General features: G+C 29.7%; 26 protein-coding genes, 2 tRNA genes and 4 pseudogenes. 22 read left to right on the top strand and 10 right to left on the bottom strand.

Features of this window, described 5'->3' with window-relative positions; all coding sequences use genetic code 11:
• Positions 1-13 precede the first annotated feature (13 nt).
• The 5 genes and pseudogenes from JJC03_RS12170 to crtID form a co-directional block, all read right to left on the bottom strand.
• Positions 14-496 carry an SRPBCC family protein gene (locus JJC03_RS12170; RefSeq protein WP_235873392.1) on the bottom strand — a complete coding sequence of 161 codons (483 nt, stop codon included), beginning with the start codon at positions 494-496 and terminating at the stop codon, positions 14-16.
• 4 nt (positions 497-500) lie between these two features.
• Entirely contained in the window at positions 501-1,220 is a 720-nt protein-coding gene (locus tag JJC03_RS12165) for a lycopene cyclase domain-containing protein (RefSeq protein ID WP_235873391.1), read from the bottom strand.
• A gap of 4 nt (positions 1,221-1,224) precedes the next feature.
• Positions 1,225-1,697: pseudogene (locus JJC03_RS12160) on the bottom strand (sterol desaturase family protein).
• 9 nt (positions 1,698-1,706) lie between these two features.
• Positions 1,707-2,555, bottom strand: a complete 849-nt coding sequence (locus tag JJC03_RS12155) for a phytoene/squalene synthase family protein (protein ID WP_235873390.1) — start codon at positions 2,553-2,555, stop codon at positions 1,707-1,709.
• Positions 2,548-4,038 carry a bifunctional phytoene desaturase/3,4-desaturase gene (crtID, locus tag JJC03_RS12150; protein ID WP_235873389.1) on the bottom strand — a complete coding sequence of 497 codons (1,491 nt, stop codon included), beginning with the start codon at positions 4,036-4,038 and terminating at the stop codon, positions 2,548-2,550. Before crtID ends, JJC03_RS12155 begins: the two co-directional genes overlap by 8 nt.
• Positions 4,039-4,307: 269 nt before the next feature.
• Here crtID and JJC03_RS18880 point away from each other — a divergent pair.
• From JJC03_RS18880 to JJC03_RS12125, 7 genes and pseudogenes are all read left to right on the top strand, one after another.
• Positions 4,308-5,729 (top strand): annotated as a pseudogene (locus tag JJC03_RS18880) (SDR family oxidoreductase).
• 14 nt (positions 5,730-5,743) lie between these two features.
• Positions 5,744-6,022, top strand: coding sequence for a TIGR03643 family protein (locus JJC03_RS12140; RefSeq protein ID WP_088445190.1), 279 nt, complete (start codon positions 5,744-5,746; stop codon positions 6,020-6,022).
• Positions 6,019-6,717, top strand: coding sequence for an SDR family NAD(P)-dependent oxidoreductase (locus JJC03_RS12135; protein WP_235873388.1), 699 nt, complete (start codon positions 6,019-6,021; stop codon positions 6,715-6,717). The genes JJC03_RS12140 and JJC03_RS12135 overlap by 4 nt, the downstream gene beginning before the upstream one ends.
• 6 nt (positions 6,718-6,723) lie before the next feature.
• Entirely contained in the window at positions 6,724-6,912 is a 189-nt protein-coding gene (locus tag JJC03_RS18040) for a hypothetical protein (RefSeq protein WP_258931880.1), read from the top strand.
• Between the two features lie 38 nt (positions 6,913-6,950).
• Entirely contained in the window at positions 6,951-7,199 is a 249-nt protein-coding gene (locus JJC03_RS18035) for a winged helix DNA-binding protein (RefSeq protein ID WP_258931879.1), read from the top strand.
• Entirely contained in the window at positions 7,144-7,368 is a 225-nt protein-coding gene (locus JJC03_RS18030) for a hypothetical protein (protein ID WP_258932654.1), read from the top strand. Before JJC03_RS18035 ends, JJC03_RS18030 begins: the two co-directional genes overlap by 56 nt.
• 161 nt (positions 7,369-7,529) lie before the next feature.
• Positions 7,530-8,501, top strand: a complete 972-nt coding sequence (locus JJC03_RS12125) for a serine hydrolase domain-containing protein (protein ID WP_258931878.1) — start codon at positions 7,530-7,532, stop codon at positions 8,499-8,501.
• Positions 8,502-8,511: 10 nt separating this feature from the next.
• On the opposite strand, the gene JJC03_RS12120 is transcribed toward JJC03_RS12125, so the two are convergent.
• The 4 genes and pseudogenes from JJC03_RS12120 to JJC03_RS12105 all read right to left on the bottom strand — a co-directional run bounded on the left by JJC03_RS12120 (position 8,512) and on the right by JJC03_RS12105 (position 13,812).
• Positions 8,512-9,126 carry a glutathione peroxidase gene (locus tag JJC03_RS12120; protein ID WP_088399809.1) on the bottom strand — a complete coding sequence of 205 codons (615 nt, stop codon included), beginning with the start codon at positions 9,124-9,126 and terminating at the stop codon, positions 8,512-8,514.
• A gap of 412 nt (positions 9,127-9,538) precedes the next feature.
• Positions 9,539-10,099, bottom strand: coding sequence for a glutathione peroxidase (locus tag JJC03_RS12115; protein WP_088399807.1), 561 nt, complete (start codon positions 10,097-10,099; stop codon positions 9,539-9,541).
• Positions 10,092-13,221, bottom strand: a pseudogene (locus JJC03_RS19240) (cytochrome c biogenesis protein). Before JJC03_RS19240 ends, JJC03_RS12115 begins: the two are co-directional and overlap by 8 nt.
• A 150-nt stretch (positions 13,222-13,371) precedes the next feature.
• Positions 13,372-13,812, bottom strand: coding sequence for a hypothetical protein (locus JJC03_RS12105; RefSeq protein ID WP_088399803.1), 441 nt, complete (start codon positions 13,810-13,812; stop codon positions 13,372-13,374).
• Positions 13,813-13,975: 163 nt separating this feature from the next.
• Here JJC03_RS12105 and JJC03_RS12100 point away from each other — a divergent pair, with 163 nt between their 5' ends.
• The 9 genes and pseudogenes from JJC03_RS12100 to JJC03_RS12060 all read left to right on the top strand — a co-directional run bounded on the left by JJC03_RS12100 (position 13,976) and on the right by JJC03_RS12060 (position 20,920).
• Positions 13,976-14,728, top strand: a complete 753-nt coding sequence (locus JJC03_RS12100; RefSeq protein ID WP_088399801.1) for a Rossmann-like and DUF2520 domain-containing protein — start codon at positions 13,976-13,978, stop codon at positions 14,726-14,728.
• Positions 14,721-15,248 (top strand): KdsC family phosphatase, encoded by a 528-nt coding sequence (locus JJC03_RS12095; protein ID WP_088399799.1) that lies wholly within the window; start codon positions 14,721-14,723, stop codon positions 15,246-15,248. The genes JJC03_RS12100 and JJC03_RS12095 overlap by 8 nt, the downstream gene beginning before the upstream one ends.
• Before the next feature lie 25 nt (positions 15,249-15,273).
• A complete protein-coding gene (locus tag JJC03_RS12090) occupies positions 15,274-16,200 on the top strand; it encodes a geranylgeranylglycerol-phosphate geranylgeranyltransferase (RefSeq protein ID WP_088399797.1) in 927 nt (308 codons plus the stop codon).
• Positions 16,187-16,767 (top strand): annotated as a pseudogene (locus tag JJC03_RS12085) (Maf-like protein). The gene JJC03_RS12090 and the pseudogene JJC03_RS12085 overlap by 14 nt, the downstream one beginning before the upstream one ends.
• A complete protein-coding gene (locus JJC03_RS12080; RefSeq protein WP_235873387.1) occupies positions 16,768-17,412 on the top strand; it encodes a hypothetical protein in 645 nt (214 codons plus the stop codon).
• Between the two features lie 119 nt (positions 17,413-17,531).
• Entirely contained in the window at positions 17,532-18,278 is a 747-nt protein-coding gene (truA, locus tag JJC03_RS12075) for a tRNA pseudouridine(38-40) synthase TruA (RefSeq protein WP_088399791.1), read from the top strand.
• A complete protein-coding gene (locus JJC03_RS12070; RefSeq protein WP_088399789.1) occupies positions 18,265-20,016 on the top strand; it encodes an ABC transporter ATP-binding protein in 1,752 nt (583 codons plus the stop codon). Before truA ends, JJC03_RS12070 begins: the two co-directional genes overlap by 14 nt.
• A 12-nt stretch (positions 20,017-20,028) precedes the next feature.
• Positions 20,029-20,442, top strand: coding sequence for an acyl-CoA thioesterase (locus JJC03_RS12065; protein ID WP_088399787.1), 414 nt, complete (start codon positions 20,029-20,031; stop codon positions 20,440-20,442).
• A 61-nt stretch (positions 20,443-20,503) separates the two neighbouring features.
• Positions 20,504-20,920 carry a tetratricopeptide repeat protein gene (locus JJC03_RS12060; RefSeq protein WP_235873386.1) on the top strand — a complete coding sequence of 139 codons (417 nt, stop codon included), beginning with the start codon at positions 20,504-20,506 and terminating at the stop codon, positions 20,918-20,920.
• A gap of 55 nt (positions 20,921-20,975) precedes the next feature.
• Here the strand turns inward: JJC03_RS12060 and folP are convergent, their stop codons facing one another.
• Complete coding sequence (gene folP / locus JJC03_RS12055) at positions 20,976-21,797, bottom strand: dihydropteroate synthase (protein WP_088399783.1); 822 nt, start codon at positions 21,795-21,797, stop codon at positions 20,976-20,978.
• Between the two features lie 74 nt (positions 21,798-21,871).
• On the opposite strand from folP, the gene JJC03_RS12050 reads away from it, so the two are divergent.
• The 6 genes from JJC03_RS12050 to JJC03_RS12025 all read left to right on the top strand — a co-directional run bounded on the left by JJC03_RS12050 (position 21,872) and on the right by JJC03_RS12025 (position 25,427).
• Positions 21,872-22,411, top strand: coding sequence for a DUF1599 domain-containing protein (locus JJC03_RS12050; RefSeq protein WP_088399781.1), 540 nt, complete (start codon positions 21,872-21,874; stop codon positions 22,409-22,411).
• A 66-nt stretch (positions 22,412-22,477) separates the two neighbouring features.
• Entirely contained in the window at positions 22,478-23,569 is a 1,092-nt protein-coding gene (locus JJC03_RS12045) for a MauE/DoxX family redox-associated membrane protein (RefSeq protein ID WP_235873385.1), read from the top strand.
• Positions 23,570-23,571: 2 nt separating this feature from the next.
• Positions 23,572-24,066, top strand: a complete 495-nt coding sequence (locus JJC03_RS12040; protein WP_235873384.1) for a TlpA family protein disulfide reductase — start codon at positions 23,572-23,574, stop codon at positions 24,064-24,066.
• Between the two features lie 86 nt (positions 24,067-24,152).
• A complete protein-coding gene (gene tpiA / locus JJC03_RS12035) occupies positions 24,153-24,902 on the top strand; it encodes a triose-phosphate isomerase (RefSeq protein WP_088399775.1) in 750 nt (249 codons plus the stop codon).
• Positions 24,903-25,250: 348 nt separating this feature from the next.
• Positions 25,251-25,325: transfer RNA gene (locus tag JJC03_RS12030), tRNA-Pro, on the top strand.
• Between the two features lie 27 nt (positions 25,326-25,352).
• Positions 25,353-25,427 (top strand) — tRNA-Pro (locus tag JJC03_RS12025).
• Positions 25,428-25,455: the final 28 nt, after the last annotated feature.

The raw sequence follows: 25,455 nt of genomic DNA, 5'->3' as shown, positions 1-25,455 counted from the left end.
TTTTTATTATTTTCTATTCAAATAATTTTTTTAAAATAAGGTATCGGCTTTCAAAAATAAAACGGACTTTCTTGCCTACCCAAAAGCCTGTTAATAAATCGCCTAACATACCCATTGGTAATTTGAAATTTACAATGTCTGTCATTAAAACATGACCTTCGATAGTACTTTCAAAATGATGTTCATGATGCCACATTGCGTAAGGCCCAAAACGCTGCTCATCTACAAAAAATTTTTGGTAATGTAAATGAGTAATTTCCGTTATCCAATTATTTTTAAAAAGCGGAAAAATACCAATTTTATATGTAATGATTTGTCCAGCATAGGTTGTTTCTCCTGGATTATTAGTGATAGAAAATTGCATTTCCTTAGGAGTAATTTTATCCAGATTTTTTGGCAAAGTAAAAAAACACCAAGCTTCTTCTAAACTAATAGGCAAAATTTGCTTAGATGTTAAGGTATATATGCCAGATTGTTTTTTTATATTAATGTCCATTTCCTTAATTTTTATATGATAGTTGAGTCGTGTAGTTCCATTTTCTTTTTAAAACTTCAAATAAAATAACGCTTCCATAAAGCATTGTAAAGCAGTAAAAACTATCCTCTATAGGCATAGTACCTATTCTAATCCCTAAATTTTCGTTATTGTCATAAAAAACAATTGGGTGAGTAGTAAACATGCCAGTAAGTGTTGAATTTACTAAAAAAAAAGGTATATATATAAGAATAAAACTTATGTAAAATTGACGTGCATATTCCCATTGATATATACTTTGTAAAGCCATTAAAAAAGCAAAAAGTCCAAAACTAGTAGCTGTATATATTTTGTCTAAGTTTAAAACAAATACTAAAAAACTAAATCCTAAAAATAGTAAGCTAATCAATTGAGCCGTTTTACTTTTTAATTTTATATCTGGAAAAAAATAACAAACCGAATAATGTATAAAATTGCTAGCATACGGAATTAATAGAAAAAAAAACCATTCTTCTAAGGGTAATTTCCACCAGCGCAAACCTATCAAATACCTGTCATTAAATCCCCAAACATTTTTATAAGCAAAATAGATATCCCAAATTATAAAAATTATACCTATCACCAGTATACTAGTTAAATAAGGCTTCCAAAACCTGATAAAACGCATCCATTTCTTTTCAAAACTAAAAAGAAAAGGAAATAAAAAACTACCAATATTTAGTAGTAAGTAATAATATTTTTCCAAAACATTAATTCTTATGTAATGATTTTCTTGATTCTTTGAAGTACTTAAAAGGAACAAATAACATCCCAAAGCACTCTCCATCTTCTTTCCCTAAATGTTTATGATGCATTTTATGTGCTTTTCTTAACGCTCGTAAATACCAATTGTTTGTGTTTTCAAACCAGTTAAAACGCCTATGAATAAGTACATCATGTATTAAAAAATAAGCTAATCCATAAAAAAATATGCCTAATCCAATAAAAAACATCCAATTTATTCCATCTTTTGCCCCAAAAAGGAATAGCAATATACTAGGGGTAGCAAATACTGCAAAAAGAAATCATTTTTTTCAAAAACATTAGGGTAACCAGGTTGATGATGATCTTCGTGAAAATACCACCCTAATCCGTGCATAATGTATTTATGTGTAAGCCAAGTGATTGCCTCCATTGTTATAAATACAAGCAAAGTAATTACTAGGTACTGAACTGTTTCCATAAGTTCCTTTTATCGTATTAGATTTAGGTTTTTAAATAACATCATCTCACCAAAAAGATAGGCTTTTCTTAAATTTGAAACCCTAATTCTTTGAGTGATTAATACTTCTGCATCACATTGTTTAATTTTGCGAAATAAGTTGTAATAATATTTATAAGCCATAAAAACAGCAAGTCTAGAAGAAATAGGTAATAATTTTATACCAATCAAGGCATTAGCAAAATCATAAGCAATATCCTCCTCTATAGCTAATTTGTCCGACTTAGTAAAATGTTTAAAATTTACTTGTGGAAAGTATGTCCTGCCCAGATCATTAAAGTCAGCGCTAATATCTCTCAAGAAATTAATTTTTTGAAAAGCTGCTCCTAAACTCTGCGCATAAGGTTTTAAACGCTCATATTCATTAACATCACCATTTAAGAAGACTTTAAGACACATTAAACCTACGACCTCAGCGCTACCGTAAATATATTCATTGTATTTTTCGTCGTTAAGGTTTTTAATTTCCCCTAAATCCATTTTCATAGAATGCAAAAATGCATCGACTAAATGTTGAGGAATTTTTTTTTCTCTTTGGGTTTTACAAAAAGAATTGATTACAGGATTCAATGAAATTCCATTTTCTACAGAAGAACGATATTCATTTTCAAACATATTCATCAATTTCGTTTTGTCATATTGATGAAACGTATCTACAATTTCATCGGCAAAGCGTACAAATCCATAAATATTATAAATATGCTGTCTTATCTCTGGTTTAAACAGTTTCGAAGCCCAAGAAAAAGAAGTACTATACTTTTGCGTTACCATTTTGGAAGTAAGTCCAGAGATATGGTCAAAAAGTTGTTCGTTATTCATAATGTAAAGTTTCTAGGTTTATTGTTTTCTTTGTTTTTCCTAAAATATAATCAGCTACTACCTTACCAGAAATCAAAGCAGGTGGAACACCCGGTCCTGGAACAGTAAGTTGTCCGGTGTAAAAAAAGTTTTTCAACTTTTTATTATCAATTTGCGGGCGTAAAATAGACGTTTGCAGTAAAGTATTCGCAAGTCCATAAGCGTTACCTCGGCAAGAATAATAACGTTCTTTAAAATCATTAACACCAAATGATTTTTTAAACAGTACAGCATCTTTGAGATTTTCCCCTGTACATTTTTTTATTCTCTCTAATATTATTTCAAAGTATTGTTCGTGTATTATAGGATTATCTTTCAAATCCACAGCAACAGGAATCAAGAAAAAACCTATTTCTTTTCCTTCAGGAGCTAGTGTTTCATCAGTTATACTCGAAAAATTTGCATAGAATAAGGGTTTTTTTGGGTATTCATAGGTGTCATAAATCTCTTTAGCATGCTGTTCAAAATCAGTATCAAAAAATAAATTATGATGTATTAAATGGCTAACTTTTCTATTAAATGCTACATAATATAAAAATGAACTTGGAGCAAAAGTTTTATTTTGCCAATACTTTTCAGAATAATTCCTCTTTTCACCTAGTAATTTTTCTGTATGCGCATAATCAGCACCAGAAATAAAAATATCACCCTTAAAAATTCGATTAGATGTAGTTATACTAGTAACTAGGTTTCTATTCTTTTCAATTTCTATTACTTCTTCATTAACATAGAATTCCACACCTAATTCCTTGGCTAATGTAACCATACCTCTAGCTACGGCATTAAAACCACCTTTTGGATACCAAGTACCTAATCCAAAATCAGCATAATTCATAAAGTTGTAAAAAGCTGGCGTTTTGCTAGGTTTTGCACCTAAAAATAACACAGGAAATTCTAGAATACTTCTAAGTTTCGGATTTTTAATTTTATTTCTAATTTGTTGAGCAATCGTGGTTACAAATAGATGTAATCTTTTTGCTGTTTCTATAGAAACTAACTCAGTTACTGATTTTCCTGGATTATATACTAGATCATGTATAGCAATTTTATAATTATCTTGTGCTTCTTTAATAAAAGCCTCTAATAATTTTCCACTACCTCTTTCTATGCGTTCAAAGGTGGCTATGATTTTTTCTGGATCATCCTCAATATCAATAAAATCATTTTCCCCAAAAAATACTCGGTAGGCAGGAGAAAGTTTTTCTAGTTCATAATAATCAGAAACATTTTTACCAAAATCTGTAAAAAATCGTTCAAAAACATCGGGCATCCAGTACCAGCTAGGTCCCATATCAAATTTGAATCCTTCAATTTCTATCATTGATGCTCTACCTCCTAATTGCTCATTTTTTTCTACCACTACTACAGAATATCCTGCTTTTGCCATGTAACAAGCCGCAGTTAACGAAGAAAAACCAGAACCTATGATAACTACTTTTTTCATTCCTTGAAAATTGATTAGTACAAATTTATACTAATTTTTTGTAAAAAGAAAAATATTTTACTAATTTTGATATGAGATTTATTTTTATTTCAATGTAAAACAGCTTGTTATAAATAAACGCCAATTAAAATTTGTAAATATTAATGTTACATAAAATAAAAAAATGATGAATAATACTAATGGGTAAAGTGGCAATTTGATTGTAAAATAAGAATTGATTTAGCCAATTAGAGATCTTTATTTAATCCAAAATTTTAAATCCCCAATCTATGAAAATACTTATCACAGGAACCACAGGATATATAGCACAACGATTAATTCCGTTATTGCTAGAAAGAAACCATCAATTAATATGTTGTGTACGAGATATAAGTCGTACACCTGCTACTTTTGAAAATCATCCTAATATATCTTTTATAAAAGTCGATTTTTTGAATATAGAATCAGTTGTGTTGCCAGAAGATATTGATGTTTCTTATTATTTAATACACTCTATGTCGGCGTCAGGAGGTGATTTTGAAGCTATGGAAAAACGATGTGCCGAAAACTTTAAAAAAATAATTGAAAAAACAAATTGCCAGCAAGTTATTTACTTAAGTGGCATAGTGAATAATAATACACTCTCAAAACATTTGCAATCCCGCTTTTGTGTAGAAAAAACTTTGGAATCAGCTAAGTATGCTCTTACTACTTTTAGAGCAGGAATAATTGTGGGTAGCGGAAGTGCATCTTTTGAAATTATAAGGGATATTGTAGAAAAACTTCCTTTTATGATTACACCTAAGTGGTTAAATACGAAAACACAATCTATTGCCATTAGAGATGTTCTAGCGTATCTTTCAAAAGCTATTTTCGTTAAAGAAACATATAATAAATCCTTTGATATTTTTGGTCCAGAGGTATTAACCTATAAAGAAATGCTATTAAAATTTGGAGAAGTTAGAGGATTAAAACGTTACATACTTACGCTACCAGTGTTAACACCAAAATTATCTTCTTATTGGTTGTATTTTGTAACTTCTATATCTTTTCATTTAGCAAAGGCTTTAGTCGATAGTTTAAAAGTAGAAGTTATAGGAAAACCAAGTATTATAAACGAACTTCTAGGGGTAAATCCCATTCCATATAAAAAAGCAGTTACGTTAGCTTTCCAGCAAATTGAGCAAAATGCTGTAGTTTCTAGTTGGAAAGATGCAATGAGTAGTGGTTTTTTTAAAAATCAGTTGCAAGATTATATACAAGTTCCATCCTACGGATGTTTTAAAGATTTACGAGTTAGAAATATAACAGATGAAAAATTAACATTACAAAAAATTTGGTCCATAGGAGGAAAAAATGGTTGGTATGCATGTAACTGGATGTGGGAATTACGTGGGCATATAGATAAAATTTTCGGTGGAGTAGGATTACGAAGAGGAAGAACACACCAGACTTATATTGAAGCAGGTGATTCTTTAGATTTTTGGAGGGTTATCTTGGCTGATAAAAAGAAAAAAGATTATTGCTTTTTGCCGAAATGAAGTTACCTGGAGAGGCTTGGCTAGAATTTTCTATTAAAAAAAAACAAACTTTATCAACGAGCGGTTTTTAGACCTAAAGGTGTTTTGGGAAGAATTTATTGGTATTTAGTTTCTCCGTTTCATGTTTTTGTTTTTAATGGAATGATCAACAATTTGGTTAAAAAAAATTAATGAAATGCTAAATTATGAAAGACCTTGAAGTTTATTCATTAGATCGAATAATAGAAATGGCGTGGGAAGATCGTACTCCATTTGAAGCTATAAAATACCAGTTTAGTATTACAGAATCAGAAGTAATATCACTTATGAGAAAAGAACTCAAAAGAAGCTCTTTTAAACGCTGGAGAAAAAGAGTGAATTCAGGAATTAGTAATAAACATTTATGTAAAAGAAACCCCGAAATAAAACGTTTTAAATGTTCGAGGCAAAAAAACATAAGCCTAAATAAAATAGCAAAAAGATGAAAAATATTGTCATTATAGGTTGTGGCAACGGGATAGGACTTGCAACTACGAAAGCAATACATCAATCTCACAATGTATTAGGAATTTCAAAAACATATACTACAGAATTAGATAATTTGGATATCCAATTTTATGAAAAAAATATTTTAACAGATGATTTAGAGGAAATAGAATTCCCAGATTGTATAGACGGACTTGTATACGCACCTGGAAGTATTAATTTGAAACCTTTTCACAGATTTTCTGAAGAAGATTTTCGGAATGATTTCGAAATTAATGTACTAGGAGCAATAAAAGTTATCCAAAAATTATTACCTAATTTAAAGAAATCAAGTTCATCAAGTATACTCCTTTTTAGCAGTGTGGCGGCAAAAGTGGGCATGCCTTTTCATACATCGATTGCGACCAGTAAGAGTGCAGTCGAAGGTTTAGTTAGAAGTTTAGCTGCCGAATTTGCTCAGCATAAAATACGCATCAACGCTATAGCCCCTTCTTTGACATCGACTAAACTTTCGGCATCTTTTTTAGCAACTCCCGAAAAAATTGAAGCTGCGGCTAAACGACATCCGTTACAGAATATAGGCGATCCTAATGATATTGCAAAAATGATTGTATTTTTGCTCTCTGATTCTGCTGCTTGGATAACAGGACAAATTATAGGGATAGATGGAGGAATGAGCAATTTAAAATTGTAACCTAAAATGAATACTGATTTTTTTATACAATTATTACTCAAAGTTAAAGAGTTTGAAGAGGAAGTACCAGTAAAATCTACTGTAACTATCGATGATTTTCGGTTATGGATGAACGAAAAAGCATATCAAAACACTAACCCTACCGCTTTATTTAAAAAGAAAATAAAACGGTTTTTGATATTGAAAATGAAATAGCAAAACAAGTAATCTTATTAGGTCGTTTTTCAAAACAAATGATTCGAAGAGGTCTTAAAGATTTCCCTCAATTAGCAAATGAAGAATTTACTTATTTATATCGAATTATTGATGAGAGCTCGTTGACAAAAATGCAGTTAATTGAAAGAAATGCTCACGAAAAGCAAACTGGAATTGAAATAATTAAGCGTTTAGTAAAGAATGATTTGCTAGAAGAATTTCCAGATGATCATGATAAACGTATTACTAGATTGCGAATTACTCAAAAAGGGGAAAAATTATTTTGATGAATCTGTAGAAGGAGTGACCCGAATTTCAAGAGTACTTTCAGCACGACTGAAGGATAATGAAAAATTAGATTTACTTGCCTTACTCAAAAAATTAAATGAATTCCATTTTAACGTGTATTACAATCATAAAGATTCTACTATAGATGAAATTAATAAATTAATATAAAAATCTTATTTTTATATTATGAATTTATACCATTTTTAATCTAAATTAAAGATCCCGATGAAAAAGGTCTCTAAAATTTTTATGTTCTTTTTATTAACGAGTTCAGGAATCATTAGCTGTACATCTGAAAAAAACACTACTCCCCCATTCTCCAAGAAGAGATGTACTTTCCTCCTACTTCATCAACTATTTGGGAAACGAAAAGTATCAATAGTCTTAACTGGAATATAGGAGCTTTAGAATCTTTAAAAACATATTTAAAAGATAAAAATACTAAATCATTTATCATCTTAGTAAATGGTCGTATTGTAGTAGAAGAATATTTTAATGGCCATTCTGCTAATCAGATATGGCAATGGAATAGCGCTGGAAAAACACTAACTTCAGTCCTAACAGGAATAGCACAACAAGAAGGCTTATTAAACATAAATGATAAAGTTTCTAAATACTTAGGAACAGGATGGACTAATACTCCTGCTGAAAAAGAAAATCTAATAAGTTGTAAACATCTTTTAAGTATGACTTCTGGCATAGATGATCAGCAAGGAGAAATGACTGATCCTGCAAATCTTATTTACAAAGCAGATGCAGGTACACGATGGGCTTATCATAATATTTTTCAAAAACAAATGGACGTAATAGCAAATGCTAGCAATTTAACTTTTGATAACTATTTTAATTTAAAATTAAAAAATAAAATTGGCATGGATGGTTCCTGGTATCATGGTACTATATATAGAATATATTATAGTTCAACTAGGAGTATGGCGCGCTTTGGTTTATTAGCTCTTAATAAGGGAAAATGGAAAAATGAACAAATTATAAATGATTTATTTTTTAATGAAAGTATTTCTTCTTCACAAAATATAAATCAAGCCTATGGTTATTTTTGGTGGCTAAATGGAAAAAAATCATTTATGATTCACAATTCACAAACAGTATTTAACGGTTACTTAATACCAAATGGTCCTTTAGATATGTATGTTGCTATGGGTGCTGCTGATCAAAGAATATATATAATTCCTAGTAAGAAAATGGTAGTTATAAGAATGGGAGAATCCAGTAATTCTAATACTGCGCTATCCGATTTTGATAATGAATTATGGATAAAAATAAATGCGCTAATTAATTAGCGCATTTATTTTATGATTTAATCCATTCTAAAACGGCTGGACTATCAGGTGTTATATGAGGTCCTAAAACTTGGTCTACATGTCCACTTTCATTAATCAAATATTTTTGAAAATTCCAGTGAAGAACATTATCCTTTAATCCATTTTTATTTTTGTTCATTAAAAACTGATACACAGGATTCTTATTACTTCCTTTCAAACTAACCTTTGCCATTATGGGAAAAGTAACGCCATATTTCTTTTTACAAAAGGCATTAATCTCTGAATTTTCTAAAGGCTCTGAATCTCCAAAATCATTAGAGGGGAACGCAACTATTTCTAGTCCCTTCCTTTTATATTTAACATACATTTGCTGTAACAACTCTAATTGATCTGTAAATCCACAATCAGTAGCAGTATTAACAATCATTATCTTTTTCCCTCTTAGTTTTGAAAAATCAAAAATCTTTCCATTTACATCTATTACTTGATATTGATAAATGGTTTGCCCTTCTAAATTCTTTTCAATAACGATTTCTTGCAAGCCTTTAGCTTCTCTACTTGAATCATCATTTTTTAAAGTCTCTTCTTGATTTTTACATGAAAACACAAGCATAGACATTAATAATAAAACTCCTTTTTTCATTTTTTAGTCTTATTTTAATTTGCTGTTTTTGGATGTAGCGAATTTAAAAAAAAGTTAAAACTATACCTAGCCTTTTCCAAATAAAAAACAACAATTTACAAAGAAGAAGAACTGTACGAAAAGCCTCAATATTTGTTATTTAACTTCTTATATTTTCTTTAAATAACACTCATTTGAAAAACTTTATTCACAACTTTATAATGATAAAGGGGCTGTCCTAAAATTCGTAATTAATCTTTTTAATCAAAGGGAATCCCTAAAACTCTACCCGAATAGGTAAAGCCAAATGGCATAATAATAATTATGATACTCTTGCTTCAGTCAGAGTAACAAACAGTGTGCTGATTTTTACTTTTTAGACAACCTCTTTATTTACTTGATTTAAATCTATTTAAGAGGTCATTTATTTTTATTATGACTTTATCCAATTCAGGATTTCATCTGTATTAGGCAAAGTTTGAGGTGCTATCATTTTAACTAATTTTCCGTTTTCATCTATTAGATACTTCTGAAAATTCCATTTTACATCATTATCTAATGTTCCATTTTGTTTTTTTTGAGTTAAAAATGAATAAAGGGGATGTATATCAGCTCCTTTCACAGATATTTTTTCCATCATAGGAAAAGAAACGCCATAGTTTTTTTTACAAAAAGTAGCAATTTGCTCATTACTACCTGGTTCTTGTGATCCAAAATTATTAGCAGGAAATCCTATAATAACAAAATTATTATCCTTATACTTTTTGTACAACTCTTCTAACTGAACATATTGTGGTGTTAATCCACATTCAGACGCTGTATTTACGATCATTACTTTTTTACCTTTCAATTTAGCAAGATCAAACTCATTACCACTTATATCCTTCACTTTAAATTGATAAATTGTATTCATATATTCATCATTTAATTTACTCTTCTGTGCCCATGTCATAGCACAAAAAAACATACATAAAATTGCAATAACTCTACTCATTTTTTTTTGATTTTAAAATTTTATAATAAACTAATACTGAAAATAATAAGAAGCCCGCAAGAACTTTAATATAAATTTCAACATTCTGACGTTCTCCTGTAGCATATGAATGAAGTCCACTTAAGTGAAAATTAACTCCAAAATAAGTCATCAATACTGATGCAAATGCTAATACGCTAAAGAAATTATAAATAAATTTTCCTCTCAAAGCAGGAACAAAACGCATATGAATAACAAAAGCATAGACCATAATACTAATCAATGCCCATGTTTCTTTTGGATCCCATCCCCAATAACGCCCCCAACTTTCATTGGCCCACTGACCTCCTAAAAAGTTACCTATAGTAAGCATAACTAGACCTACCGTTAGAGCCATTTCATTGATATAGGTGATTTCTTGGATATTTAAATCCATTAATTTTTGATTTTTTTTGTTTGTAAACAACATTAAAAACATTGCAACTAATCCTAAAATAGCACCTAAAGCAAATGGTCCGTAACTCCCTACAATTACCGCCACGTGTATCATTAACCAATAGGAATTTAACACAGGTTGTAAATTTGCTATTTGAGGATCTAACCAACTCTGGTGTGCAACCCAAAGAATCATTGAAGCCACAAAAGCAGTTGAAGCTACTGTTAAATCAGATTTTCTGCCAAAAAATAAACCAAATAACATAATAGACCATCCAACATAAATCATAGATTCATACGCATTACTCCATGGAGCATGACCTGAAATATACCATCTAGCTATAAGTCCTAAAGTATGAATTACAAAAAGATTCCTAAAAGAATATGAAATGTTTTAACTGAAAAACGAACCCATTTTGCTTTATTAAATATTTGGACAATTACAAAAGCAAACATTAATAATCCTGCCAACATATACCAAGAATACAATTTTTTAAAAACATCGTATTTGTTATATAATATTTCAGCATTTATTTTTTTCATCAGAAGGTCGTACAGCTGCACCGTATTTTTTTTGATATTTTTCTAACCCTATAACTAAACTATTTGCCAATGTATAGTCCTTAGAAATACTAGCTTTATCTAAAGAATTCAGATAAAAAGGTAAAACATTTTTTATAGTATCTAACGATGTACCTGTAGGATGATTAATTTCTAAAAAGCTAACCCATTTATTATTTTTATCACTAGGAACAGGAAATATCTTTAGGATTTGACCTGAGATAGCGGAATATAATAAATTTACTTTTCTATCTGCCTCAATAAAATCTTTTTCAAACTGATTAGGAACAGTTGCCTTATAAGCTTTATCTAACTGAGCTGCTAATTTATAATTTCCTCTTTCATCAAAGAAATCAATTAATTTAGCATACTTAGCTTTCTTTTCAATTCCTAATAGTTTATGAATACTATCATTATCTTTTTGTAGATAAATTAAAGGAATTTCATACCAAACTTGTGGAAACTGTGTAATAGATAAAAATACTTGATCTGAATTAAGGTCTTTGTAAGTATCTTTTTACTTACTTTTCGTAATAATTCAGAAGAAAACGTATTAATAGGTTTCATACGTCCTCCTTCATCTTGAATTATTAATCGACCAAATTTTGCAGCTTGTTGTTCTGAAACTTTATAACGTTTTAAAATTGAATCTACTTGTTGCTCAGTAGGAACAGCATGCGCATGCTGTTTTTGAGCTTGTAGAGAAATAGAAAAAAACACAGCAATAATGGCAATTATATTCGCCTTTTTAGTTCGTACTTTGTCTAATCTCTTTTTAAGATCATTAAAACGTGTATCTCCAAAAAACAGTATTGCTATTAATCCTATATATAACAAAGTATATCCTAGATAAGTCATCCAAGTTCCCCAAAAATCATGGTTAACAGATAATTTAGTTCCTTTTTCATCAGGATCAAATCCTGATTGAAAAAAACGATAACCTTTATGATCTAAAATATGATTCATATAAATACGTGTATCAAATGGCTTTTCATCTAATATTGATACTTGACTTTCAAAAGCTGAATAACTTTTTTCTGTACCTGGATATTTAGAGGCTATAAACTTATTTAAACGAACTTTAAATGGCAGTTCATATATTTTACTTCCAAACTGAAAAGTGTATTCTAAACCTCCTTGCTTAAATGCCACGGGTTCTCCAGGACTTCCTTTTTGCCCTAATAATGTAATTATTTTCTCTTTCCCTTCATTTGTTACTTTAAGAATTAATGCGTCATTACTCTCTTTATCCTTATAATTCCCATTAGACTCATAATCTTTCTCCCCTTTTATAGCTACTTCAGGAAATACAAACTGTGTTCCTCCTACATTATATAGAGAACGATACATTAGAGCTGATTTTTTATTTTTTATAACAGAACCTTTTAACTGATCAGCCATTCGCATAAAATTACCATCAAAAGGAGATTCAATAGTTGTCTCCTTATCATTAATTGTAATATTAACAGCCCCTTTAGTATATTGATTTAATGAAAATAGTATATTGTGTATGCTCGCTACTTCTCCTTCTTTTAGATAATGTTCATGACGTTGACCTCCTCCAGCTTCTACCATTTTAAGATAAAACTTACCATTAGGATTTACTTTTATTGTTTCCTTTGCTCCCATAATAAAATTTACTAATTCTACTTTAAAAGGCGTTTTATCAAAGTGTTCTTCATCTTCAAAATGGTTGTCTACTGCTGCTGATAATAACAGTGGTTTTTCAAATACTCTTCTTTTAAACTCATTTTGATGCATACCATCAACAAAATAGGTTAAATAAGTTCGATCTGAATAAAATTGATTTTCAGTAGCACCTTCACGAATAGGCATTATTCCTTCATAACTAATATAACGTGTTATAAAAGCTCCTAGTATTATAAATAAAAATGAAAGATGAAGCATTAGAGTTGCCCATTTTTCTTTTTTATATAATTGATATCGTTTTATATTTCCTAAGAAATTAATAACAAAGAACACTATTATTACTTCAAACCACCAAGCATTATAAATTATAATACGTGCTGTATCTGTATTATAAGCATCTTCAATAAAAGTTCCTGCTGCCATAGCGGCTGCAAAACTAAAAATAAGATAGCCATCAATCGAGTTGAAAATAGAAAGGAAAAGATCTTTTTATCCATGATTAGGAGATTCATTTTTTTTAAGCAGGACAAAAATACTTATTTTGTTCCTTTAATGCTTTTATCTTTGTTTTTTTTAAGATTTTTTATAAAAAAACGAGACCTTTAATACAAAGATCTCGTGATTAGAATAATATATAGCAAAATTTACTATTTTTCAAATAATTTTTTAACCTCATCTAATGTCATAGCTTCTGAAATACCTGTAGTAGCAGTAGCTTTATTAGTAGTCATAAATTGAACTGTAGTTTTAGCTGTTGACTTTGTATAATGTAACCAAATAAAATCATTTGGTAGTTCTAATTTAATATCATACATAGGAGAAGCACTAAAACCATCTATTATAATTTTGTAAAAATTTTCATAGTCATTCTCTAAATTTTTAAAAGAAAAATTACGTATTGGTGATTCTTCTGGATTTTCTATATCCTTATAAAAAAAGGTATAGATATTCCCTTCTTTATGTACATATATACTATTATTCCCCACTCTTCCTAGACGCTCTAAAGGAGTCGTAGGGATTACTTTTATCTGGCTAAAACCAGAATAAGAACAAATAAACAGTAGGGATAAGCTTAATAATTTTCTCATAAAATATTAATTTACAAATTAAATATTTTAGCAAAATAAAACTTTTTTTCTTCCGTTTATCGATTCTAATAAAAATATATTAACTTTTTTTGTTGAAAACCTCTCAACAAAGCATTCCATCTGAAAATTTTGGGTAAAAATTCTTTTTTAGTAATTTCGCCTTATGACAACAGTGGTAATCTTAGGCTCAGGAAATGTAGCCTCCCATCTTATAAAAGCTTTTCAGTTAACAAAAGAAGTTGAAGTAACACAAGTATATACCAGAAACAATACAGCTGAAATACCTAATTTTCCGACAAATAAAATAGTGCATACGTTGGAAGAATTACAAGATGCTGATGTTTACATCTTATCCGTTACAGATGCTGCAATAAGCTCATTAGCAAAAAAAATTCCCTTTCAAAACAAATTAATTATTCATACTTCAGGTACAGTCAATATACAATCATTACCTGAAACCACAAGAAAAGGCGTATTTTATCCATTACAAACTTTTTCTAAAAACAAAACTATTAGTTTTAAAGAAATTCCTATCTGCATTGAAGCCGAACATTATGAAGACTATTTAGTTCTTGAAAAAATTGCTAGATCAATCAGCAATCAAGTTTTTAATATTAATTCCGAACAAAGAAAATCATTACATGTATCTGCTGTTTTTGTTTGTAATTTTGTCAATTATTTATACCAAATTGGAAACGAAATTTGCATAGAAAACAAAGTTCCTTTTGAAATTCTTCAACCTCTTATACAAGAAACTGCTAATAAAATTAAAGAACTAAGACCTAAAGATGCACAAACTGGACCTGCAAAAAGAAAAGACACGGTTACGATTAACGAACATCTTCATTTTTTACAAAACGACACACATAAAGAAATCTATAAATTATTAACAAAATCTATTATTGACAATGTCTAAAAGTTATAAAGAAATAATGAATCACATCAATACTTTTGTATTTGATGTAGATGGTGTTTTAACAGATGGAACCGTACATATAACACCTACTGGTGAAATGTTACGTGAAATGAATATACGCGATGGATTTGCTATGAAAGCGGCTATAGAAAGTGGTTATAATGTATGTATTATCTCAGGAGGAAGTAATGAAGGTGTACGTATTCGATTACGGAATTTAGGCATCACAGACATTTATCTTGGATCACCTAATAAAGTAGAAACATTTAAAGAGTACTGCGATATTTATAATATCCAACCTGAAAACGTACTATATATGGGAGATGATATACCTGATTATCATGTTATGCAATTAGTAGGGCTTCCTACTTGCCCTCAAGATGCTAGCCCTGAAATAAAAGAAGTTTCTAATTACATTTCACATATAAACGGAGGTAAAGGAGCAGTTCGTGATGTAATTGAACAAGTAATGAAAGTTCAAAAAAAATGGAACATCTATTTTAACGGTAAGTTTTTTTAAAACATTTATAAGAAAATTATAATTTATGAAATTCTTAAATCTTGTTCGTTACAAAAATCTATTACTAATTGCTTTAATGCAATTAGTTTTATATTTTGGATTTTTAAAACTTCAATCTATTCCATTAGGAATTCAAACTTGGCAATATTTTCTTTTAGTTTTTGCTACCCTTTTTATTACAGCTGGTGGATATATTATAAACGACATTTTTGACCAAGGTACTGATGCTATTAATAAACCGAATAAAAATCTAATAGGAAATTCAATTAGTGAATCTCTAGCATATAACCTATATACTACTTTCACTTTTCTAGGTGTTATTACAGGTTATTACCTATCTCACATCATCAATCACCCTAATTTCGTAATTGTTTTTATTTTATGTGCCTCTTTATTGTATTTATATGCTACTAACTTAAAACAAATTATATTAATCAAAAATATAACGGTATCATTACTATTAGCTTTTAGCGTTATCATCATAGGATTATTTACTCTTTTTCCGGTATTACCTTTTGGAGACAAAGGACAATTATTCTTTTTATTTTCTGTTTTAATTGATTTTTCAATAATGGCTTTTATGATTAACTTTTTACGAGAAATTATAAAGGATATTGAAGACATCAGGGGAGATTATAACGAAGATATTCGTACAATACCTATCGTTTTAGGAACAAACAGGACTTTAAAACTTATTTTTGGTCTTACTTTTATACCTATTACATTAATTTTATCCTATATTTATAATAACCTTTTTGAATTAACATACGCAACACTTTATATTTTATTTTTTATTATAGGTCCTCTTCTATATTTTGCCATAAAAGTATGGAGTGCACAATCTCAAAAAGATTATAAACATCTTAGCAATGTTCTAAAATTAATTATTTTACTAGGAAGCCTTTCTATAGGTGTTATTGGTTTAAACATGACTTATTATGCTTCGCACTAAATTTAAAAATCATCACATCATTTTAGCATCAGGATCACCACGTAGGCAACAATTTTTCAAGGATTTTGATATAGATTTCACTATTAGATTAAAAGAAATTGAAGAAAAATACCCTGACACATTATCTTTTTAGAGATTACTGATTATCTAGCAAAAATAAAAGCAGCAGCTTTTGAAGGTGAATTACAACCAAATGATTTACTCATAACAAGTGACACTTTAGTATGGTATGAAAATAAAGCACTAGGAAAACCATTAAACTATGAGGATGCTTTTACAATGCTTAAAAATTTAGCTAATAACACTCACGAAGTAATTACTTCTGTTTGTTTTAAAACTATAGAAAAAGAAGAAGTCATAAATGATATTACAAAAGTAACTTTTGGTTCTCTTACTGATGAAGCCATACATTACTATTTAAAAAACCTCGAGCCTTTTGACAAAGCAGGAAGTTATGGCATTCAAGACTGGATAGGCTTAGTCGGTATTTCCAAAATTGAAGGTTCCTACACTAATGTAGTTGGACTACCAACAGAGAAAGTATACCAGTATCTACTTAATTTTTAAATGATTAACTCTTCATATTTTTTTGGCACAGTAATTGGATGTTATTTAAAACAATTAACAACATCATTAAAACCATTGAGATATGAAAAAACTATCATTTATAATTGGATTTTTTTAGTGCTATTAAATTTAAGAACTTCAGCTCAAGTTTCTGTAAACCTAAATATAGACAACCGTCCTAATTGGTGTACAAATTACTCAGAAGATCGAGTTCAATATATATACTTACCCGAATTAGAATGTTATTATGATAATTTTGACCAAGTGTATGTCTATCTTGGTCCTAGAGGATGGTGCCGTTCAAATTATCTACCAGATTATTGTAGAGGATATGACATTCAAAGAGCTCCTAGAGTAGTAATAGATTATAGAGGAAACTGTCCTTGGACTTATTTTGATTATCACAAAAAACACTATTGGAGAAATAACTATCGTAGTTACCATAGCGAATATTATGGTCCTACTCATTCTAGAAGAGGAAACTATGTAGCTTATGCAAATAGAGATCACGACTATGATCATTATTACAGAAGAAGTGAAGATCGTTATGAAAACCGTGAATACTACAGAAATCAAAAAGAATACAGAGATATCCCTATAGAACCTACTCGTGGAGAAAGACGAGGATATGACAGAAGATTTTAATCCTTATTTTTTATATAGCAGTGTTTATTAAGAACACTGCTTTTTTACATCTGATAGTATTATTACACTATTCAAAATCTATTTCATTTATTTTATCTTTGTTGTCAAATTTTTACACCTTGAGATATTTCATAGAATTTGCATATAAAGGCACAGATTATCATGGTTGGCAATATCAACCAAATGCTATTTCGGTACAAGAAACTTTAAATAGAGTTTTCTCAACACTTTTACAAGAAAATATAGAAATCGTAGGAGCAGGTAGAACTGATGCAGGAGTGCATGCTTCACAAATGTACGGGCATTTTGATACCCCAAAAAAACTGGATTTAGATAAATTAAAAAAAAGAATTAATTCCTTTTTACCAAAAGATATTGCACTATTTCGTATTATTCCAGTACATGACGAGGCTCATGCTCGTTTTGATGCTACTTCTAGAACATATCATTATTATATCAGTACTCAAAAAAATGTTTTTAATACAGACCTTGCTTGGTATAATCATCATAATTTAGATATCAATGCAATGAATGAAGCTTGTCAAATTCTTTTTGATCATATTGATTTTGAATGTTTTTCAAAAACTCATACAGATGTACACACTTTTAATTGTAAAATAACAGAAGCATATTGGTATCAAGAAAACCAAAATTTAATATTTACTATCACAGCAGATCGTTTTTTACGAAATATGGTAAGAGCCATTGTAGGTACTATGGTAGACATTGGTACTCATAAAATAACAAAAGAAGATCTAACTCAAATTATTAAAAGTAAAGACCGAAAAAAAGCAGGTTTTTCTGTTCCTGCTCAAGGATTATTTTTGAGCAAAGTAACCTACCCTTACATAAATGAAAGCATTTGATAGTACATTATTCAAACGGATACTCTCTTTCACAACACCTTATAAATGGCGGTATTATAGCGTCATTTTATGGGCTATTCTATTGTCTATTTTCGCGGCACTACGCCCGTATTTATTACAAAATATTATAGACGATTATGTAATACCCAAAAAACTTACTGGCTTTTTAATCATGTTAGTAATAATGAGTATTACATTACTACTTGAAGTATTAGCCCAGTTTTATTTTGTCTATTGGGCAAACATATTAGGCCAAGATATTATCAAAGATATTCGTCTAAAATTATTTATTCACTTAAGTCATTTTAAAATACAATATTTTGACAAAGAACCTGTAGGAAAACTAATCACACGTTCTGTTTCAGATATTGAAGCCATAGCGCGTATTTTTAGCCAAGGTTTATTCATGATTATGAGTGATTTGATGAAAATGAGCACTATCTTTTTTTTTATGCTATATATGAATTGGAAACTAACTCTGATTGTAATAGCGACTATGCCAATACTTCTATACGCAATTCGGGTATTTCAAATAAAAATGAAAAGTGCTTTTGAAGACGTTAGAACCCAAGTAGCCAATATGAATACCTTTATTCAAGAACGACTAACGGGAATGAAAATTGTCCAACTTTTCACTAGAGAAGAAGTTGAATATGAAAATTTCAAAAAAATAAATCATCTACACCGTAAAGCTTGGGTAAAAAATGTTTGGTATAACTCCATTTTTTTTCCGATTGCTGATATTGTCACCTATTTAACCTTAAGTCTTATCATATGGTTTGGGGGTAATTTATTATTAGAACACGATCCTTTCACTAATATAGGTCATTTATTTGCTTATACCATGTACATCACTATTTTCTTTACTCCTCTAAGACAAATAGCAGATAAATTTAACGAAATGCAAATGGGAATGGTTGCTGCTCAACGAGTATTTGAAGTACTCGATTTTAAAGAAGATATTGAAGATAATGGAAAAAAAATAGCCTCTAAATTAACAGGGAAAATAGATTTCAAAAACGTTTATTTTAGCTATAAATCTAATGAATATATACTTAAAGATCTTAATTTGAGTATAAAACCTGGAGAAACTATCGCTATAGTTGGAGCAACTGGAGCTGGAAAAACAACAATCATCAATTTACTTAATCGATTTTATGATATTCAATCAGGATCTATTTCAATAGATAATCAAAACATAAAAAACTTTACTTTAGAAAGCCTAAGAACACAAATAGCTATTGTACTTCAAGACGTTTTTTTATTTGCAGATACTGTTTACAACAACATTACCTTACAAAATCCAAAAATAACTAAAGATGAAGTAATAAGGGCGGCTAAAGCTATTGGTGCACATGATTTCATCATGGCTCTACCTAACAACTATGATTATGATGTAAAAGAACGAGGAGCATCGCTATCATCAGGACAAAGACAATTAATTGCTTTTTTAAGAGCTTACTTAAGTAATCCTAGCATTTTAGTTTTAGATGAAGCCACTTCTTCTATAGACACTTATTTAGAAGAAAAAATCCAAAAGGCAACACAAACCTTAACACAAAACAGAACTTCAATTATCATTGCACACCGTTTAGCAACCATTACAAACGCTGATAGAATTATAGTATTAGAAAAAGGAATGGTAATAGAAGAAGGAACCCATCTATCCTTATTAAAAAATGAAAAAGGAGCTTATCGAAAATTATACGACGCTCAATTTATTAATCATATCAAATAAATTATATAAAAAATGGAAAAATTCTTTATTGAACTATCTGTTCGTAATTACGAATTAGACGTACAAGGAATTGTAAACAACTCTGTTTATCAAAATTACTTAGAACATGCACGCCATCAATTTTTACATCATCATGGAGTAGATTTTGTTGAATTTGCTCAAAACAATATCTTATTAGTTGTAAAAAACATTGAAATTAATTTCAAAAACTCACTTGTTAGTAGAGATGCTTTCAAAGTAGAAGTAAGTGCTGAAAAAGAAGGAAATCTAAAAGTTATCTTTCATCAAAACATTATTCGACTATCTGACAACAAACTAATTGTATCAGCTAAAGTAACAGGTGTAGCAGTAAAAAATGGCCGTCCTGTAGCCCCAGACAGCATCCCACAAATAGCTCAATTATTTACAACCACAATGACTGAATAATAAAACAATATTTTTCTAAAACAAATCATTTGATTAAATTTGATTCATAAAACCTACTAATATGAAAAAAATAATCTTTGCTATTACTTTTCTATCAAGCGTTATAACTTTCGCTCAGGATAAAGAAATATTGGAAAATGCTCTTACCCCTGAACAAGAAAAACTTTTTGACAAGGGAATAGAAAAATTAAATGCTAAAAAATACACTGAAGCTATAGAATCTTTAAACAAGTTAATTTCATCAAATAAAAAACAAATAAGCAGCTATTATTATTTAGCACAAGCATATTTTGAAAATAAACAATACACAGATTGTGTTGAAGCTTGCACAAAAGGTTTAGCTATTGGACCAAATGAAAATTTATTAAACTATTACAGAGCTAAAGCTAATATTAAATTAGGAGAAATTAATTCAATATGTGAAGATGTAAAAAAATCAGAAGCTAAAGAAGAAGAATTATTAAAATATTGTCACTAAAAAACAAGGCTGTTCAAAATACTATCTTATTATTTTTTTAAACAGCCTTTACTTACTACATCATCCCTTGCAAACAAATAGTTTCTACCGCTTCTTTTACATCATGCACACGTAAAATAGCAGCTCCTTTAGTTAATGCAATAGTATTCAATACAGTGGTTCCATTTAGCGCTTCGCTTGCACTAGCACCTAACACTCTATAAATCATTGACTTTCTAGAAATCCCTACAAGAATAGGCAAGTCCGTTATAGACAAAAGCTCCATCTTTGATAACAACTCGAAATTTTGTTCCAGCGTTTTAGAAAACCCAAAACCAGGATCTAATATCAAATCATTAATACCATAACTTCTAGCTTTTGCTATTTTTTTCGAAAAATAAAACAACATTTCTTTTACTAAATCATTATAACTTACCATTTGTTGCATCTCTTTAGGAGTTCCTCTCATGTGCATCATAATATAAGGTACCTTATGCTTAGCTATAACATCAAACATTTTGCCATCTAAACTACCAGCTGAAACATCATTAATCAATGAAGCTCCTAATTCTAAACATTCATTTGCTACTTTACTGTGAAAAGTATCAATAGATAATAACACATCTGGAAATTGAGTAACTAAAAGAGATACGATACCTTCTAGCCTACTCAATTCTTTATCAGCAGATAAGAATTCTGCATTAGGTCTAGTTGATTGCCCTCCTATATCTAAAAAAGTAGCTCCTTCAAGTAACATTTTCTCTGCTTGCTCTAAAACAGCAATATCTGTCTTTAATTTACCACCATCATAAAAAGAATCTGGAGTAATATTTAAGATTCCCATAACTTTTGGAACCGTCAAATCAATAAGTTTTCCTTTACAGTTTATCGTAGCCATTTAGATTTTATTAACAGCATTTTATTTAAAAATCCCTATTTTTGAAAAAAATTTGACACAAATATAATATACAAATGAGTAATACCTCTCAACAATACGATACAATAATAACCAACTGCCGTGATCTATACACTAAAAAAATGAAAGATTATGGTAGTGCTTGGCGCATTTTACGTTTACCCTCCCTAACTGATCAAATTTTTATAAAAGCACAACGTATCCGTTCTCTTCAAGAAAATGAAGTAAGAAAAATAGACGAAGGAGAAGTATCTGAATTTATAGGCATCATAAACTATTCTATCATGGCCTTAATTCAGTTAGAGAAGGGTATTGCAACACAACCTGATTTAAATATAGAAGAAGCAGTAACTTTATATGATCAAAAAGTTCATATAACCAAAAACCTTATGGAAGCTAAAAACCATGATTATGGTGAAGCTTGGCGTGATATGCGAGTAAGTTCATTAACAGATCTTATCTTACAAAAAATTTTAAGAGTAAAACAAATTGAAGACAATAAAGGAAAAACCTTAGTAAGTGAAGGAATTGATGCAAATTATCAGGATATGATTAATTATTCTGTTTTTGCTTTAATTCTTCTAGAAAGCAAATAATTTCAACTATATAAAGATCATGAAAATTCATTTCATATATCATATATACGTCAAATTAAATAAAAAATGAAAAAGAATCTAATTATCCTATTAAGAATCATAATTGCTCTACTGTTCATTGTATCAGCTATAGCAAAAATGTACCCGTCACCTTATTTTGCTATTTCAACTTTTGAAGTAAAACAGTTATATCCCTTAGGGTTTTCTGAAACCATAGCACCGTGGTTTTCAAGAACCCTAATAGGAATAGAAATGGCACTAGGAATACTAATTCTACAAAACAATTATTTTAAAAAGATAATTATTCCTTCAACCATTATTCTATTAGCTATTTTTATAATACATTTATCTTATGAAACCTTTATAAATGGAGGTAATTCAGGTAATTGTGGGTGTTTCGGCGAACTAATCCCTATGACACCTATAGAAGCGATAATTAAAAACATAGTTGCTATTATTATTCTAATAATATTGCTTTCAATATTTCCAAAAAACAACGAAGAAACTCACAAGTTTTGGCCAATAAGTATAATAAGTTTAGCTTCTATTATTGGAATCTTTATATTAGCCCCTATTAAATCAGGAAGCGAATTATCTTTACCAACTGATATTCAAACAGATTCAACTCACACAATTACTATCGATTCTTCATTCATCAAAAAAGACAGTATTATTTACCAAAAGACAAATAAAGATTCTGTAATAAAAACTACACAAAAAACAGAAGAAGAAAAAATCATAAATGAACCTATTAAAAAGAAATCAGGCTATGCCCAATTTTTCTCAAAAATAGATAATGGACGTAAAACGTTATGCTTTTTCGTTCCAGGTTGCGATCACTGCCGTCAAGCAGCTAAAGAATTAACAGAATTAAAACGAATAAATAAAAAATTTCCTGAAATCCTAGTTCTTTTCATGAATGAAGAGCCTGAAAAAATCCCTGATTTCTTCAAAGAAACAGGTGCTGAATATCCTTATAAAATCATAGAAATCATACCTTTTTGGAAATTATTAGGCACCGGAAAAGACACCCCTGGAGTAAAATATTTATGGAATGGAAACGAATACAAATACTATTTTGGAATTAACGAAAACCAATTTAACCCCAAAGATTATCAAGAATTAATCAATAAAAGTTTTACTCAACTAAATAAATAACTATGAAAAAAATAATAACTTTAATACTCGTTATAATACTCAACGTTTCATGCTCGAAAGCACAAGACACCCAACTTTCTAATGAAACTCTCAACTATTCTTTAACCAACATTGATGGCAATAAAATTTCTTTAAAAGAAATAATTTCTGAAAATATTGGAAAAAATATTGTTTTAGAATTTTGGGCTTCATGGTGCGGTGACTGTATAAAAAACATGCCTAATCTTAAAAAATTAGAAGCAGAAAACCCCAATACAAAATTCGTTTTTATTTCTTTTGACAAAACTCCTGAAGCTTGGAAAACAGGAATAAAAAAACACGAATTAACGGGATATCAATTATTTGTAGGAGAAAATATGAAAGGTAATTTTGGCAAATCAGTAAACCTAGACTGGATTCCTAGATACATCGTTTTAGACAAAAGAGGAAAAGTAGTTTTATTTAGAGCTATAGAAACTGATAATGAAAAAATAAATAATCTTTTAAAAACATTATAAACAAATTAAGATCAAAAAGTTTTTTAACCCTTTTTAACCTATTTAAAAGGCATATCTTTGTTTTTTAAAATACTAAAAAATATAACATGAGACAAAAAATAGTAGCTGGTAACTGGAAGATGAATAAAAATGCTAAGCAAACTGAAGAATTAATAGCAGACTTAATCAACAATCTTCCAGAAACAGACGCTAAAATAATTATAGCCCCTACTTTTATTAATCTAGCCCAAGCTGTACAACAAACCAATCAAACTTCTATAGAAGTAGTTGCACAAAATATGCACCAAGCAGAAGGTGGTGCTTTTACAGGAGAGATATCAGCGGATATGCTAACAAGTATCGGAATTCAAACGGTTATTTTAGGACACTCTGAACGTCGCGCTTATTTTCATGAAACAGATGCTTTACTAGCTAGCAAAGTAGATACAGCACTAAAACATGAAATGAAAATTATTTTTTGTTTTGGTGAAGAATTAAAAGATCGTCAGGATAAACAATATTTCAATGTAGTTGAATACCAATTAAAAGATGCTTTATTTCATTTAAATGCTTCTGATTGGAAAAACATAATCTTAGCTTACGAACCTGTTTGGGCTATAGGCACAGGAGAAACCGCTACACCTGAACAAGCACAAGAAATGCACCAATTCATCCGTGAAACAATTTTAGAACGTTATGGAAATGAAGTTGCTGAAAATGTATCTATCTTATACGGAGGAAGTGTTAAACCTGATAATGCAAAAGAAATCTTTTCTCAACCTGACGTAGATGGAGGTCTTATAGGAGGCGCTTCTTTATCTGCAACTGATTTTATAGCTATTATAAAAGGAATATAATAAAAAACTAAGACTATCAAAAAAATATAAAAACTAGGGTTATTTTACGATCAAAAAACCTTGGTAACAACATTTTTCTTTTTAACGTATTAAAAAAAGGTTATATCATATAAAATATTTTCGGATAGTCTTAGTATCTCTATCATTAGCCCCCTTTACTTATTACAAAAATTAACATTAAAACTCCATATCATTAATTAAATTTATTATTTGGTCATAAAAATGAAACACAGTAAAAAATAAACAACTAACTATCAGAAACTTAAAAACAAAAAAAACAATATTCAATAAATATCCTAAAAAAACTTGCAAATTATCCATAAATAATTCTATATTTGCAGCCGCTTTCGGGGTGTAGCGTAGCCCGGTCATCGCGCCTGGTTTGGGACCAGGAGGTCGCAGGTTCGAATCCTGCCACCCCGACGAAAGCTTATTAAAATTTAAAACCCTCGGGGTGTAGCGTAGCCCGGTCATCGCGCCTGGTTTGGGACCAGGAGGTCGCAGGTTCGAATCCTGCCACCCCGACGAAATTAAAAACCTTTCTAAAACAGAA

Source organism: Flavobacterium oreochromis (genome assembly GCF_019565455.1).
In the GTDB taxonomy this organism is placed as follows: domain Bacteria; phylum Bacteroidota; class Bacteroidia; order Flavobacteriales; family Flavobacteriaceae; genus Flavobacterium; species Flavobacterium oreochromis.
This window is presented reverse-complemented; position numbering and strand designations above follow the sequence as displayed.

What these genes read in the sequence shown, in the direction of transcription:
- folP (WP_088399783.1), bottom strand. Translation starts at nt 21,797, where the DNA reads ATGGCTACGATAAACTGTAAAGGAAAACTTATTGATTTGACGGTTCCA.
- JJC03_RS12050 (WP_088399781.1), top strand. Translation starts at nt 21,872, where the DNA reads ATGAGTAATACCTCTCAACAATACGATACAATAATAACCAACTGCCGT.
- JJC03_RS12120 (WP_088399809.1), bottom strand. Translation starts at nt 9,126, where the DNA reads ATGAAAAAAGGAGTTTTATTATTAATGTCTATGCTTGTGTTTTCATGT.
- JJC03_RS18040 (WP_258931880.1), top strand. Translation starts at nt 6,724, where the DNA reads ATGAATACTGATTTTTTTATACAATTATTACTCAAAGTTAAAGAGTTT.
- JJC03_RS12090 (WP_088399797.1), top strand. Translation starts at nt 15,274, where the DNA reads ATGAAATTCTTAAATCTTGTTCGTTACAAAAATCTATTACTAATTGCT.
- JJC03_RS12070 (WP_088399789.1), top strand. Translation starts at nt 18,265, where the DNA reads ATGAAAGCATTTGATAGTACATTATTCAAACGGATACTCTCTTTCACA.
- JJC03_RS12140 (WP_088445190.1), top strand. Translation starts at nt 5,744, where the DNA reads ATGAAAGACCTTGAAGTTTATTCATTAGATCGAATAATAGAAATGGCG.
- JJC03_RS12080 (WP_235873387.1), top strand. Translation starts at nt 16,768, where the DNA reads ATGATTAACTCTTCATATTTTTTTGGCACAGTAATTGGATGTTATTTA.
- JJC03_RS12065 (WP_088399787.1), top strand. Translation starts at nt 20,029, where the DNA reads ATGGAAAAATTCTTTATTGAACTATCTGTTCGTAATTACGAATTAGAC.
- JJC03_RS12135 (WP_235873388.1), top strand. Translation starts at nt 6,019, where the DNA reads ATGAAAAATATTGTCATTATAGGTTGTGGCAACGGGATAGGACTTGCA.
- JJC03_RS12155 (WP_235873390.1), bottom strand. Translation starts at nt 2,555, where the DNA reads ATGAATAACGAACAACTTTTTGACCATATCTCTGGACTTACTTCCAAA.
- crtID (WP_235873389.1), bottom strand. Translation starts at nt 4,038, where the DNA reads ATGAAAAAAGTAGTTATCATAGGTTCTGGTTTTTCTTCGTTAACTGCG.
- JJC03_RS12105 (WP_088399803.1), bottom strand. Translation starts at nt 13,812, where the DNA reads ATGAGAAAATTATTAAGCTTATCCCTACTGTTTATTTGTTCTTATTCT.
- JJC03_RS12100 (WP_088399801.1), top strand. Translation starts at nt 13,976, where the DNA reads ATGACAACAGTGGTAATCTTAGGCTCAGGAAATGTAGCCTCCCATCTT.
- JJC03_RS12060 (WP_235873386.1), top strand. Translation starts at nt 20,504, where the DNA reads ATGAAAAAAATAATCTTTGCTATTACTTTTCTATCAAGCGTTATAACT.
- tpiA (WP_088399775.1), top strand. Translation starts at nt 24,153, where the DNA reads ATGAGACAAAAAATAGTAGCTGGTAACTGGAAGATGAATAAAAATGCT.
- JJC03_RS12170 (WP_235873392.1), bottom strand. Translation starts at nt 496, where the DNA reads ATGGACATTAATATAAAAAAACAATCTGGCATATATACCTTAACATCT.
- JJC03_RS12040 (WP_235873384.1), top strand. Translation starts at nt 23,572, where the DNA reads ATGAAAAAAATAATAACTTTAATACTCGTTATAATACTCAACGTTTCA.
- JJC03_RS12125 (WP_258931878.1), top strand. Translation starts at nt 7,530, where the DNA reads ATGTACTTTCCTCCTACTTCATCAACTATTTGGGAAACGAAAAGTATC.
- JJC03_RS18035 (WP_258931879.1), top strand. Translation starts at nt 6,951, where the DNA reads ATGATTCGAAGAGGTCTTAAAGATTTCCCTCAATTAGCAAATGAAGAA.
- JJC03_RS18030 (WP_258932654.1), top strand. Translation starts at nt 7,144, where the DNA reads ATGATAAACGTATTACTAGATTGCGAATTACTCAAAAAGGGGAAAAAT.
- JJC03_RS12115 (WP_088399807.1), bottom strand. Translation starts at nt 10,099, where the DNA reads ATGAGTAGAGTTATTGCAATTTTATGTATGTTTTTTTGTGCTATGACA.
- JJC03_RS12045 (WP_235873385.1), top strand. Translation starts at nt 22,478, where the DNA reads ATGAAAAAGAATCTAATTATCCTATTAAGAATCATAATTGCTCTACTG.
- JJC03_RS12095 (WP_088399799.1), top strand. Translation starts at nt 14,721, where the DNA reads ATGTCTAAAAGTTATAAAGAAATAATGAATCACATCAATACTTTTGTA.